The 13,149-nt window shown below is 69.3% G+C and carries 10 protein-coding genes and 1 tRNA gene; 5 read left to right on the plus strand and 6 right to left on the minus strand.

Annotation, left to right across the window (positions count from 1 at the left end):
• The first annotated feature begins 224 nt into the window (after positions 1-224).
• Positions 225-695 (plus strand): NUDIX hydrolase, encoded by a 471-nt coding sequence (locus ACFHWS_RS19445; RefSeq protein WP_416551904.1) that lies wholly within the window; start codon positions 225-227, stop codon positions 693-695.
• Here ACFHWS_RS19445 and ACFHWS_RS19450 read toward each other — a convergent pair.
• Together ACFHWS_RS19450 and ACFHWS_RS19455 are read right to left on the minus strand one after the other, a co-directional pair.
• Positions 692-1,243 carry an HD domain-containing protein gene (locus tag ACFHWS_RS19450; protein WP_416551905.1) on the minus strand — a complete coding sequence of 184 codons (552 nt, stop codon included), beginning with the start codon at positions 1,241-1,243 and terminating at the stop codon, positions 692-694. The two genes, ACFHWS_RS19445 and ACFHWS_RS19450, sit on opposite strands and share 4 nt — an antisense overlap.
• Positions 1,244-1,978: 735 nt before the next feature.
• A complete protein-coding gene (locus tag ACFHWS_RS19455) occupies positions 1,979-2,749 on the minus strand; it encodes a phosphatase PAP2 family protein (protein ID WP_416568718.1) in 771 nt (256 codons plus the stop codon).
• 149 nt (positions 2,750-2,898) lie between these two features.
• Here ACFHWS_RS19455 and ACFHWS_RS19460 point away from each other — a divergent pair, with 149 nt between their 5' ends.
• Positions 2,899-4,119 (plus strand): DUF4032 domain-containing protein, encoded by a 1,221-nt coding sequence (locus ACFHWS_RS19460; RefSeq protein ID WP_416551907.1) that lies wholly within the window; start codon positions 2,899-2,901, stop codon positions 4,117-4,119.
• A 37-nt stretch (positions 4,120-4,156) separates the two neighbouring features.
• On the opposite strand, the gene ACFHWS_RS19465 is transcribed toward ACFHWS_RS19460, so the two are convergent.
• Positions 4,157-5,908: an NAD-binding protein gene (locus ACFHWS_RS19465; RefSeq protein WP_416568719.1), complete on the minus strand. Its 1,752-nt coding sequence runs from the start codon at positions 5,906-5,908 to the stop codon at positions 4,157-4,159.
• A gap of 122 nt (positions 5,909-6,030) precedes the next feature.
• Here ACFHWS_RS19465 and ACFHWS_RS19470 point away from each other — a divergent pair, with 122 nt between their 5' ends.
• Complete coding sequence (locus tag ACFHWS_RS19470) at positions 6,031-7,599, plus strand: FAD-dependent oxidoreductase (protein ID WP_416551909.1); 1,569 nt, start codon at positions 6,031-6,033, stop codon at positions 7,597-7,599.
• A 36-nt stretch (positions 7,600-7,635) separates the two neighbouring features.
• Here the strand turns inward: ACFHWS_RS19470 and ACFHWS_RS19475 are convergent, their stop codons facing one another.
• The gene (locus tag ACFHWS_RS19475) at positions 7,636-8,340 is read right to left on the minus strand and encodes a hypothetical protein (RefSeq protein ID WP_416568720.1); all 705 of its coding nucleotides are present in this window, start codon (positions 8,338-8,340) and stop codon (positions 7,636-7,638) included.
• A 384-nt stretch (positions 8,341-8,724) separates the two neighbouring features.
• Here ACFHWS_RS19475 and ACFHWS_RS19480 point away from each other — a divergent pair, with 384 nt between their 5' ends.
• A complete protein-coding gene (locus ACFHWS_RS19480) occupies positions 8,725-9,003 on the plus strand; it encodes a Fic family protein (RefSeq protein ID WP_416552085.1) in 279 nt (92 codons plus the stop codon).
• Between the two features lie 664 nt (positions 9,004-9,667).
• Here ACFHWS_RS19480 and ACFHWS_RS19485 read toward each other — a convergent pair.
• A tRNA-Thr gene (locus ACFHWS_RS19485) sits at positions 9,668-9,744 on the minus strand.
• A gap of 362 nt (positions 9,745-10,106) precedes the next feature.
• Here ACFHWS_RS19485 and ACFHWS_RS19490 point away from each other — a divergent pair.
• Positions 10,107-11,198: an ABC transporter ATP-binding protein gene (locus ACFHWS_RS19490; RefSeq protein ID WP_278171834.1), complete on the plus strand. Its 1,092-nt coding sequence runs from the start codon at positions 10,107-10,109 to the stop codon at positions 11,196-11,198.
• Between the two features lie 120 nt (positions 11,199-11,318).
• Here ACFHWS_RS19490 and ACFHWS_RS19495 read toward each other — a convergent pair whose 3' ends face one another.
• Positions 11,319-13,139, minus strand: a complete 1,821-nt coding sequence (locus tag ACFHWS_RS19495) for a family 16 glycoside hydrolase (protein ID WP_416551911.1) — start codon at positions 13,137-13,139, stop codon at positions 11,319-11,321.
• Positions 13,140-13,149 lie beyond the last annotated feature (10 nt).

Raw genomic sequence — 13,149 nt, forward strand, 5'->3', positions numbered from 1 at the left:
GGAAACGATCTCCTGTGTCATCGGGCTGCACTTCTACAGGATCGCCTGTGAATAGACCTCCTTGTCAACACGCACGCCTACGGGTTCCCCGCCGCACATGCCCCGGTCTTCCATCTCCGGCGGCTCTCCGGGGGCGATCTGTTCGACACCTACGCTGACAGCTTCGACCGCGTCTGGTCCAGCGCCGCACCGATCTGGCCCCCGCCCGTGGCAGGCTAGGAGCCGTGGCCAGGACCGAGCACTTCAACAACCCGGACGCCCCTCGACCGAACTCGATCGTTGTCGCTGTGACCGCCTTCGTCCTCGACGCGGACAACCGCGTTCTCCTGGTACGACGCACAGACAACGACCTGTGGGCGCTACCGGGCGGGGCGCAGGACTTCGGCGAGTACATCGCCGAGACAGCCGTGCGTGAGACCAAGGAGGAAGCCGGGGTTGACATCGAGGTGACCGAGATCGTCGGCCTCTACACCAACCCGAACCATGTCATCGAGTACAGCGATGGCGAGGTACGGCAGCAGTTCTCCATCTGCTTCCGCGCCCGGTACCTGTCTGGCGAACCCACCACAAGCGACGAGTCGTCCGAAGTCCGATGGGTCGCCAAGGATGAGCTGAGCACGCTGACGATCCATCCGTCCATGCGGCTGCGCATCGATCACGGCTACGAGGGGCGTTCGAAGCCGTACATCGGTTAGGACACCGCGAGCCGACCCGTGGTGCGCTCGACGGCTTCCAGCAGTGTCGGTCTGGCCCGTACCCAGAATCTGGTGACCAGGTGATCCGGGCCATAGCGTTGCTCGATCTCCGCCAGCCGGTCCGCAACGGCGACGTCGTGTCCGTCCGGGCCGGTCGTCATGTCCGCGTACCAGAGGGCATCAGCCGTGAGCGACTGTTCCTGCGGGAACTCAGCGGCCAACTCGTCCCGAAGGCCACGTTCCTCCGCCTCGAACAACGCGCACGAGTGATGAGCCACCAGAGCGGCCACGCGATCGGACACCCCGACACGACGCAGCCACCGCCCGCCATCGAGAGCGTGCAGGCCGGTATCCGCCACGCCAGGGGCGTACCCGACATCGTGCAGCCACGCGGCAGCGACGAGAACCTCAGCGTCCGTCGGGTCCAGGACATGACTGACCTCGCCGGCCTTCCCGGCAACGGCCTGCACATGACGCCAGCGCCGAGGTAGAGCAGCAGCTAACTGTTCCTCGGCAAGCTCAGCCGCTCGCGCCACCAGTCCCGACATACCCGAGAGCGTACGGCGGCCCTAGAAGTCCCGACCGGCTTACGGCGGTCGGTTACGCGCCCGGTGCCGGCCGCCCGCCCGCCGCCGACTGCCGATGTTCAGCACGTGTGGTGTTGGGCCGGCCACCAGCCGGGGCGCGGAGTGGCCGAGCGCACGCCGCGCCGATCGCACGGGAGCCGGGCGCGTGCGGGGTTGCGGTCGCTGCGCCTCCGGCGGGGGCGCTCCGGCTTCAGGAATGGACGGGCCGCCGTCGGCTCGCGGTCCGTGGGTGGTGACGGTGGGGAGCCATTCCGCCCGCCGTCGACCCGGGCGAGCCGAGCAGACCACTGACCGACCCGCCAGCGTCCGTACGCACGTCAAGGCCGTCTTGACGTGGCGGGCCGGGCGGGCGGCCCGCTCCACGGTGTGCGGGGTCGACGGCAGACGGGATGGGGGGTGGATGCCCCCTATCGCTTCTCGCATTGCAGAGAGGGAGGCCCCGAGATGGTGATCTTGGCTCGTCCTCCGCAGCGAGCTACCCGGAGACCGGTGTGCCAAGTCCGACCTGCACGTGACTGACCTCGCCGGCCTTCCTGGCAACGGCCTGTACATGACGCAGGCTCAGCCGCTCGCGCCACCAGCCCCGACATATTCGAAGCGTACGGCGTCCCTAGACGGGCTAAGGTGCGGGTCAGGGGCCAGGTGAGGCGTGCAGCCCGCAACTCGACGCGGCACCGAACAGCGAGGGCTTACTGGTTAGAAGAGCCCGGCCTGGCGGTCCAGGCCGCCGGGCAGCGCCGGCAGCCGTACGGTGTCCCACGGCACCCGCTGCAGCAGGCGCAGCAGCAGCCAGCCGAGCAGCAGCCCGGCGACCGAGTCGGTCAACCAGTGGTAGCCGAGGTAGACCGTGCTGCAGAACAGGACCGCCGCCGGCAGCAAGCGCAGCGCCAGGTAGCCGGGAAACGGCCGCCGGGCCGGGACCTGCCGGCCGTACGACCGCAGCAGACCGGTGATCAGCAGGGCGATCACCGCGTACCAGACGATAGCGTTGGTGACGTGCCCGGACGGGTACGCCATCGCCGGGGTCGCCTCGGTGAACAGCCGCTCCGGGAACGGGTCGTCGAAGTTGTGCGGGTAGCCCCGGGGCAGCAGCACCTTCATCGCGCCGACGCTGAGGTAGGTCGCCACCACCGCGCCGAGCACCGGCAGCAGCGGGCGCACCGAGCGGACCCGCCGGGCCAGCCAGAGCGCCAGCACGGTCGAGACCGGGATCAGCAGCCAGCCACCCTGGCCGAAGAAGTTGAGCACCCGGGCAGCCCAGTAGGCCACCGGCGGCCGGTGCGCGTCGACCCAGTCCCGTACCGCCAGGTCGGTGTCGAGAAACACACCGGCGGCGAGCGCCCCGGTCAGCCCGGCCAGCGCGGCCAGCAGCACCGCGTCGAGCCACCAGCCGGCCGGCGTCGGCCCGGACCGGCTCGGCGCGTCGGCCAGCGGCGCGGACGGGCGGGTGGCGGTCGGCTCGGGCACGCCGGCCAGGTTACCGAACCGACGCGGTGACGATGTCGTGTCGCTACGGCGACAGCTTGACGGCGGGACCACCACAAAAACCCGAATATGGATCAAATCAACAGTGTTAGCCGAGCCACGGCAGGGGGCATCGCGGCGTCGTACCCGTCATGCTTGATCCCGTGCGGATCACCTCGGCCCTTGTGGACCCGGCGCTGCTCGACCTGCCCTGGTCGACACCGCTGGAGCAGTGGCCTGCCGACCACCTGGTGGCGCTGCCGCAGGGCATCTCCCGGCACGTCGTCCGGTTCGTCAAACTCGCCGGCACCGTCTACGCCGTGAAGGAGACCGGCGAACGGGTCGCCGAACGCGAGTACGACCTGCTGCGCGCCCTGGAGCGGATCGACTTCCCGTCGGTCGAGGCGGTGGCGATCGTCGCCGACCGCACCGACGCCGACGGCGAGCCGCTCGACCCGGTGCTGATCACCCGGCACCTGCAGTTCTCGCTGCCGTACCGGGCGCTGTTCTCCAACCAGCTGCGCCCGGAGACCCTGGCCCGACTGCTCGACGCGCTCGCCGCGCTGATCGTCCGGATGCACCTGACCGGCTTTTTCTGGGGTGACTGCTCGCTGTCCAACACGTTGTTCCGCCGCGACGCCGGCGCGTTCGCCGCGTATCTGGTCGACGCCGAGACCGGGGCGCTGCGGCCGGGCCTGTCCAACGGGCAACGCGGCGAGGACCTGGAGATCGCCCGGGTCAACATCTTCGGCGAGGCCCTCGACCTGCAGGCCGCCGGCCTGCTGCACGAGTCGATCGACCCGGAGACCGTCGCCGACGAGGTGGTCACCCGCTACGAACGGCTGTGGCACGAGATCACCTACGAGCAGCACATCGAACGGGAGTCCCGGCACGACATCGAACGGCGGATCCGCCGGCTCAACGAACTCGGCTTCGACGTCGCCGAGGTGGCGATGTCGGTCGTCGACCGCGGCTCCTACCTGGTCCGACCGAAGGTGGTCGACGCCGGCTACCACAGCCGACGGCTGCTGCGGCTGACCGGCCTGGACGCAGAAGAGAACCAGGCCCGCCGGCTGCTCAACGACCTCGACGCGCACCGGGCGGAGAGCGACCTGACCGACGAGCAGCAGGCCGCGCACCGCTGGCTGACCGAGGTCTTCGAGCCGGTGGTCCGCGCCGTCCCGGCCCACCTGCGCCGCAAGGTCGAGCCGTCGGAGCTGTTCGCCCAGGTCATCGAACACCGGTGGCGGCTGTCCGAGGAGGCCGGCCGGGACGTGGGGCTGGCCCCGGCGGTCCAGTCGTTCCTGGCCGACGTGCTGGTGCACTACCCGGATGAGCAGGCGGTGCTCGGCACCGAGGTGCCGGCCGCCTGACCGACCCGGCCCTGATCAAGGGCCTGCCCGGCCCGGGTCAGGGTGCCGGCTCGGCGTCGTCGACCGCTTCGGTGGCCTGCTTGAGCAGCCAGCTCAGCCCGGACCGGCGGGCCACCACGGTGATCCGGTCCCGGGCCCGCAGCCGGAATCCCGACGCCGGCAGCCACACCGGTCCGGGTTCGCCGAACTGCGCGAACGCGATCACCCGTACGCCCGGATTGTCGCCGGCGGCGGCGAGTGACCCGCCGTCCAGCGCCGACCCGGCGGCGACGATCACCTCGGCGACCAGCAGCACGTGCCGGGCCACCGGGATGGTCGCGATCACCTCGCGGTCCATCAGCGCGGCGGCGAACGCCGGTGCCGCCAGGTACGACACGCTGCGGGATATGCCGATGTTGAAGGTGCGCTGGATCCGGCTGGCGAAGTCGCCGTCGAACAGCCGCAGCACGACGTGCACGTCGCTGTGGATCTCCCGGGCGTACAGCGCCGCCTGCAGGTTCGTCACGTCGTCGGTGGAGACGATCACCAGCGCACGGCAGGTCGCCACCGAGGCGGCGCGCAGCGTCTCCTCCTGGGAGCCGTCGCCGACGATCAACGGAATGTCCAGCTCCCGCGCGACCGAGACGCCCCGCGCGTCCGGGTCCTTGTCGACCCCGACCACCTCGACGCCGAGGTCGTGCAACTGCCACATCACCCGGGTGCCGACATTACCGAGCCCGACGACCACCACGTGCCCAACCCGCTCCGGCCGGGTCTGCCGGTCGGCGATCGCCAGTCGGGCGTTCACCAGACCGTCCACCACGGCGGCGGTGAGCAGCGGGATCAACGCCAGCCCGGCCAGGCTGAGCACCACCTGCATCACCTGTACGGCGGCCGACTTGCCCAGGTCCGGATCGGCGCCGCTGAGCGTCATCACCACGGTCAGGTAGACCGCCTCGGCGACGCTCACCCCCTCGGCACGTGACAGCAGCATGCCGAAGACCACCACCACCGCCAGTACGCCGAGCGTGGCCATCCCGATCTTGCGGGTGGCGAAGGACCGCAACGCCCGGACCGGGTCCCGCCACAGCCGGGCGCGCTGGCGGGCCCGGACGATCCGACGGGCCGCCCGGGCCGGCGTCAGCTGGCTGCCGGCCGCCTCGGCCAGCACCAGATCGGCGGTGTGCTGGTCGGCCGGCAGCACCCGAGGACTGCCGGCGTCGCTCAGGTCGGCCAGCCCGCAGATGACGTGCTCGGGGCGGACCTCGTCGCGCTGCGCCACATGCAGCGTCCGGCCGCCATGGCGGAAGTGGGTCGGCGACACCACCCCGAGGGCTGCCGCGACAAACGCAGGTGCCGCCATCGACGCGTCGGACAGCACCTCGCAGTCGGCGAACAGCCGCTTCACCCGGCTACCCAGCCGGGTGTTGAACATCCGCATCACCACCCGCAGGTCTGGCTCGACCTCCTGGGCGCACAGCGCGGCGTTGATGTTGCCGACGTCGTCCTGGTTGAGCAGCGCCAGGCCGCGCGCGCCGGCCAGCCCGGCGCTGCGGAACGTCTGCTCGGTGAGCCGGTCGGCCCGCAGCAGCCGGATCCCTTTGATCGACCGCATGTCCGGGCCGTCCGGCCGGGGCCGGGTCGGCACGATGACCGTCACCGTGGCGGCCGCCGCCACCAGCTCGCCGACCAGCCGGTAGGCCAGCGGGTCGTGCCCGCAGACGACGTAGTGCGGCCGGTTGTCGCCGTTGCTGCGCAGCCGACCGCCGACGGCGCGGCGGGCGCGGTCACGCCACGGGTCGACAGCCATGGTCCGGATGGTAGCCACCGACGGCACGCGCGGGGTGACCCCAAAGTCGCCTCCCCGCCCGACCGGACCGGCACACTGGACCCCGACACCGGACCCATCACCGCGGGCGGGAGGACGAACTCTTGGGACTGTCCCGAACGGTCGGCCGGCTCTTCGGCGTACGGTCCGAGCTGGTCCGGGCGGATCCGGCCGGCACCGACCGGGTGGCCGCCGGCACCGACGCGCTGGTCGTCGGCGGCGGCATCGCCGGCATGTGCGCGGCGATCGTCCTCGCCGAACGCGGCGTACGGGTCACCGTACTGGAAGGCGCCGCCCAGCTCGGCGGACGGCTGGCCGCCTGGCCGGAGACGCTGACCGACGGTACGGTCCAGCCGGTCGACCACGGTTTTCACGCGTTCTTCCGCCAGTACTACAACTGGCGGGCGATCCTGCGCCGGGCCGACCCGACGCTTGGCATGCTGCGGCCGGTCGACGGCTATCCGGTGTGGTCGGCGCAGTGGCCGCCGGAGGAGTTCGGCCGGCTGCCGACCACACCGCCGCTGAACCTGCTGGCGCTGTTGCTGCGCAGCCCGAGCCTGCGGCTACGCGAACTGCGCGAGATGGACCGTCGGGCGGCAATGCCACTGCTGGCCTACCATCCGGATCGGACGTACGCCGAGCTCGACCAGCGGTCCGCCGCCGAGGTGCTGGACTCGCTGCGGCTGCCGGACCGGGCCCGCGCCATGCTGTTCGAGGTCTTCTCCCACTCGTTCTTCAACCACGAGCGGGAGTTGTCGGCGGCCGAGCTGGTGACCAACTTCCACTTCTACTTCCTGGGTAATCCGGAAGGGCTCGGCTTCGACGCGCCGGAGCAGGACTACGACGCCGCGATCTGGCAGCCGCTGCACGAACATCTGCGCCGGCACGGCGGCCGGGTGGTCACCGGCGACGCGGTACACACCGTCATCCCCCGGCGGGCCAACGGTTGGCAGGTGCGGTGCGCCTCCGGAGCCGCGCACACCGCCCGGTACGTGGTGCTGGCCGTCGACCCGCCGGCGCTGCGCACGCTGCTGGCCGGCTCGCCACGGCTGGCCGAGGCCGCGCCGACGCTGGCCGAGCGGGTCGGCACGCTGGTCGACGCTCCGCCGTACGCGGTGGCCCGGCTCTGGTTGGGTGGCGACGTCGCACCCGACCGGCCGGTGTTCAGCGGGGTCTCCCGCCAGCCGACCCTGGACTCGGTCACCCTCTACCACCGGCTGGAGCGTCAGGCGCGGCAGTGGGCGCAGCGCAGCCGGGGCGCGGTGCTCGAACTCCACGCGTACGCCTGCCCGGAGCAGGTGCCGGCGGAGGTGCTGGCCGACCGGATGCGCGCCGAGTTGGCGTCGCTGTGGCCGGAGGTGGCCGACCTGCCGGTGCTGGAGTCACGGGCGCGGGTCGAGGCGCAGGCCCCGGCGTTTCCGCCCGGGGCGGCGGCGGGGCGGCCCGGTGTGGTCACCGACGCGGACGGGTTGTTCCTGGCCGGCGACGGGATCGACACTGATCTGCCGAGCGCTCTGATGGAACGGGCAGCGGTGACCGGGATCCTGGCCGCGAACCACATCCTGCGTCGGGAGGGCGCGGCCACCGAGCCGCTGCGGACAATCCGGCGGTACGGGCTGTTGGCGCGGGCGCCGCACTCGTCGGCCCCGCCCGGCGTCGACCCGCCGCAGTAGTAGTGCGGCGGGTCGACGACGTCAGGCAGTGCTCCGTCAGCTGGTCTGCTCGACCGCGTCGCGGATCTCGACGAGCGAGCCGGCGGCTTCCTCGCCGGTGCTGAAGTAGAACACGTACATCACCAGCGCGCCGCGGCTCGCCCAGACGCAGACCCCGCCGGGGATGCCTTCCAGGTCGGCGTCGCCGCACCGCGCCGACCCGCCCTTCGGACCGGCGTCGACATCGGTGACGTTGGTCATCCCGAGGCCCGTCGCGTCGCCTTCGGTGGCGTCGGCCAGCTCCTGGTCCGGGTCGGCCATCACGCCGGAGACGCCGGCGATCATCACCAGGTTCTCCTGCTCGATGTCGCCGTAGAAGGCGCCGATGCTGCTGGTCGACTCGGGCACGTCGGCGGCCAGCCCAGTGGCCACCTCCTCGGCGAGACCCTGGAAGGTCGGGTCGGTGTTCAGCTCGCGGCCGGCCAGGGTGTCCGGGGTGACCAGCCGGGTCTGGGTCGCTTCGATGACCTCACCGACGGTGTCCCGGACGAGGAAGAAGGTCACGGCCGCGCCGCCGAGGCAGAGCACCAGCACGGCGGCGAGGGCGATCAGGATGATCCGGCCCGCCTTGGACTTCTTGGGCGGCGGGGCCATCGGAACGCCAGGCTGGCCGGCGTAGGCCGGCCCGGGAGCGGCTCCAGCCGGCGGCACCGGCTGCCCGGCGGGCGCGCCCGGGTACTGCGGCTGAGAGGGGTCAGACATGTTCTACCTACTTCTGATGAGGGCCCCGTGACTCCTGACCGGCAGGCGGCTCGGAGCTTTCCTGGCAACCCGCTGTACGCGGGGCCGGCCGATCGTAGCGGTGGGCGGCGACAACTGAGTCGCCCGACAGGAACCGACGGGGTGGAATCACCACCGAACCGTTACCCGGGGCAGGAGCCACGCCACGACAGCCAGCACCAACCCTCAGCCACCAACTGCAGTCGTTACCGATACGCAACGTCATCTTCTGTGGTCGGGCACCGGTTGAGCCTGATGCCAGAGGTGAATCAGGATGCGCTTGTGGCATCAGGTCCACAGGAGCACCTTGGGTCGGCGGCGACACCGCTGTTGCCGTCGCTGGAGCCTTGAGCCAGCGCGGTAACGATCCATGATCGCATCAGCCACGAGGGCATGTCACACATCGGCCGAGGACGTCCCCCGAAACACGCCACCGGCACATGCAGCTCGCTTCGTTCACCTCCAGGAATTGATCTCAGGGCAAGACTTCAAGACCTTCTCTACTGGATGACAGATAGCGAAGTACTGGAAGAAGTAGATCCGGTTGTAGCAGCAGCAGTCGCCCACTATCAGTTTGAAACACTACATCCTTTTCATGACGAAACGGCAGAACCGGGCGATTCCTCATCGTTGCACACCTGCTGAAACAGGGGGTTCTACTTGAACCCACACTCACCGCCTCCCCTTGGTTCGAGGCTAGGCGAACCGAATACTACGACCACCTTCTTGCAGTCAGCACAAATGGCGACTGGGGTTGCCCATGTAAACGCAAGCGGCCTTGAGTCTTCCGCCAACATCACTCACAAAAAATGCTCAAACTCGTCGAAGCCCGTGAACACATGAAGGAGGTGATCAGAAATTCGACACTCAGAGCGGACACCGCCCACGCGCTCGTCAATTTCGCGATCGCGCATATCGCATTCACGGTCAGATTGACACAAAAAGAACTTGGAATATCTTACGGCCGCGCAAACGTATTGGTACAACAACTGGTTGACCTCGGCATGTTGGCCCCACTAGCATCAATCAAGCCACACGACTCGTCGGTTCTATGCACCAGACGCATTCTCGGTACTTGTGGACTAGAAAAATATCGTTGGGTTGACCTGTTGACCTTCGCTGGCAGGTGGCCTCGAGGGGTCAGCGGTACAGCACACCTGCACGCGCCGTGCGCGCAACCGCCCCGGCAGGCACGCACAGGGTCTGCTCAAGTCTGCCGAGGGTGACCGGCTGCACCTGCGGTACGAGCCCAGCGCCGCTGTCACGGCGACCCGCCGTGCGTCGCACGGCGGGACCTGCGCGGCAGTGCTGGAGCCCCCGGCCGGGCTCGAACCGGCGACATCTCGCTTACAAGGCGAGTGCTCTGGCCAACTGAGCTACAGGGGCAGCGTTCGTTCAGCGTCAGCATAGCCACTGACGTGGCGATACCGCCGCATCGGCCGGCCTGTCCGATCGATCTCTCCCGTTCTGCGTACGGTGTCCGTCGCTGCGGCGGTCGCCGTGGACCGCCGGCCAAGGGTGACGAACAGTGGCATACCCCACGTCGATGTCCGTTTTAGCCAGTTATCGGAGGTAGTTGCGGGCCGTCCCGGTCTTGGCAGCCAGGCAAATCCCGTTTACCGTGGCGTGACACGCGCAACACGTCGCCCCGGCGGCTACGGGTACGCGTGGGCCGGCGCTCGGAGCGCCGGTCGCTCCTTCACTCGGATCGTCCGGCACGTTCCTGCCGGTGAAAGGAAGCACTGACCATGGCTACGGTCACCTACGACCAGGCGTCCCGCATCTACGCGGGCACCGAGCGACCCGCTGTCAACAAGCTCGACCTCGAGATCGGCGACGGCGAATTCCTCGTACTGGTCGGCCCCTCCGGTTGCGGTAAGTCCACCAGCCTGCGGATGCTCGCCGGCCTGGAGGACGTCGACGAGGGCCGCATCCTCATCGACGACCGCGACGTCACCCACCTGCCGCCCAAGGCCCGCGACATCGCGATGGTCTTCCAGAACTACGCGCTCTACCCGCACATGACGGTGTACGAGAACATGGCCTTCGCGCTGAAGCTGCGCCGGACCTCGAAGTCGGAGATCGACCGCCGGGTCAAGGAAGCCGCCGCACTGCTGCAGCTGGAGGAGTACCTCAACCGCAAGCCGAAGGCGCTCTCCGGTGGTCAGCGCCAGCGGGTCGCGATGGGTCGGGCGATCGTCCGGGAGCCGCAGGTCTTCCTGATGGACGAGCCGCTGTCGAACCTCGACGCGAAGCTGCGGGTGCAGACCCGTACCCAGATCGCCTCGCTGCAGGCCAAGCTGGGGGTCACCACCGTCTACGTCACCCACGACCAGGTCGAGGCGATGACGATGGGCCACCGGGTGGCGGTTCTGCTCGACGGCGTACTGCAGCAGGTCGACACCCCGCGGAACCTGTACGACGTACCGGCGAACGTCTTCGTCGCCGGCTTCATGGGCTCGCCCGCCATGAACATCAAGACCGTCCCGCTGACCGAGCAGGGTGCCGTCTTCGCCGACCTGGTCGTCGAGCTGAGCCGCGAGCAGGTCGAGGCGGCCAAGGCCAACGGCGGCGGCAACAAGGTCACCGTCGGGTTCCGTCCCGAGGACTGCGACCTGGTCGGCGCCTCCGAGGGCGGCATGCCGATGTCGGTCGAGTTGGTCGAGGACCTCGGCTCGGACGCCAACGTCTACGGCTACGCGACGCTCGACGGCAGTTCGGAGCGGTTCGTGGTGCGGACCGACCGCCGGCACATGCCGCGGATGAACGACACCGTCTTCGTCCGACCCCGGCCGGGCCAGCACCACGCCTTCCACGCCGCCAACGGCCAGCGGCTCTGACCACCGCCGCCCCGGCTGGGAGTCACGACGTTTGATTCGTCGCGTGCGGCCGGTCTTCCCAGCTGGGAAGACCGGCCGCACGCTTTCCGGTGGACGGTCCTGGTCAGTGGACGAAGCCGGTCACGGTGTCACCACCCGTCCCCCGAAGGTGACCACGAGACGACCGTCCGAGGCGAACGACCAGCCCAACGAGCCCGAGTATGCCGAGCACCGGGGGCCGTTCGAGCCGGACCAGAACTGGTTCGAGCTGTCTGAGTTGCCGATGATCCGGTCGTTCGAGCCGCTGTCGCACGACGTGTTCCCACGGAACACCGAGCTACCACCGTCGAAGTTGAAGTTGCGCTCCTCGCTACCGATGCTGACGTTGTTCGACACCGTCATCGTGCCGAGGTTCCGGTTGTACGTGAACCCGTGCTTGCCGTTGCGGTACGCGATGTTGCTCCGGATGGTGTGATTGACGCCGATGTCCTCGCCGCCGAGCTTGTAGCCGTTGCGGTCGCCGTCGCCGGCCTGACCACCGTTGCTGAGCGTGCCGTTGTCGTACGCCAGGGAGTGCTCGATCGTCACCGCGCCGATCGGTCCGGTGTCACTCTTGGTGTAAAGGTCGTACCCGTCGTCGATGTTGTTGTGCGCCACGGTGTAGCGGAAGACGTTGCCGGGACCGACGGTGAGCTTCGGGGCGAATCCGTCGGCGTCCTCACCGTCAGAGTCGACATTGTCGTGCGACACCGAGCTCAACACCAGGTTGTTTGACGGCCACTGGTCGCGCGGTGCTCCGGCGATGAGCCGCGACAACTGCAGGCCGGTGTCCCGGTTGTGCCGGGTCACCACCCGTTCGATGATGTTGTGGTTGCCAGCGAGCAGGATCCCGTTGTCGCCGGCCCGTTCGACGATGATGCCGTATACGTGCCAGTAGGACCCGCCGATCGCCAGCCCACGGTTGGCCGAATCCTCACTCTGTGCCGAGAAGTTCAGGATCGGCGTCTCGCCCGGGTAGGCGTACAGATTCTTACGGGCACTGGGCGTACCGCTGTTGCCCTGACCGATGGTGATGGTCTGCGAGTATCGGTAGGTGCCGCCACGCAGGTAGATCGTGCCGCCGGGGGCGACCCGGGTGATCGCCGAGGTGAGCGTCGTCGGGTCGGACACCGTCCCGGACGCGCTGTCGCTACCGTTCGGCGCAACGTACAGGGTGTCACCGGACGGCGGCGGGCTGGTCGGCGGCGCGGTCGTGGGCGGCGCGGTGGTCGGCGGCGGGCTGGTCGGCGGCGCGGTGGTCGGCGCGGGGGTCGTGGGTTCCGGTACGGAGCCGAGAGTGTCCACCCTGACGTCGTCGTAGCTGGCCCCGGCGTAGCCGGTGACCAGGGCTATCCGGCCGGAGTCGTATGAGTCGTCGCTGCCGGAGCCGATCTGGCTGCCGTCGACGTAGCCGCGGACGGTGCTGCCACTCGACTCGATCCGCAGGGTGTACCAGGTGCCGGTGGCCACGCTCAGTGCCGCCGAGCCGAGCACAGTGATCTGGCTGCCGTTGACCACCTGCAGCTCGGCGCGATTGTTGCTGGTCAGCGCCAACCGGTACATCCTGGTGTTGCTGGTGACCCGGGAGGCGATGCCGACGAATCGGTCGGATCCGTTGAACGACAACGGCTTGACTCTGGCCTGCAGTTGGTAGTCGGTCCAACTGGTGCTGCCGGCGAAGAACCGGGCCAGGTTGCTGCCGGTGTTGTCCTGCCGTAGCACCTGGCTGCCGTCGGAGACGACCTCCCAACTGCCGCCCGACTTGGACCAGCCGCTGGTGCCGCCGCTTTCGAAGTCGGCCTGGAACAACGTCGCGGCGTGAGCGTTGCCGCTGGTCGCCGCGAGGACCAGCGTCGCGGTGACCGCGCTCGCGCCCAGCGTGGCCAACAGCCCACGACGGCGTCCGCTCGTTCTGCTCTGCACGTGCGCTCCT

Origin of the sequence: Micromonospora sp. LOL_013, assembly GCF_048060315.1 — a bacterium.
In the GTDB taxonomy this organism is placed as follows: Bacteria; Actinomycetota; Actinomycetes; order Mycobacteriales; family Micromonosporaceae; genus Micromonospora_E.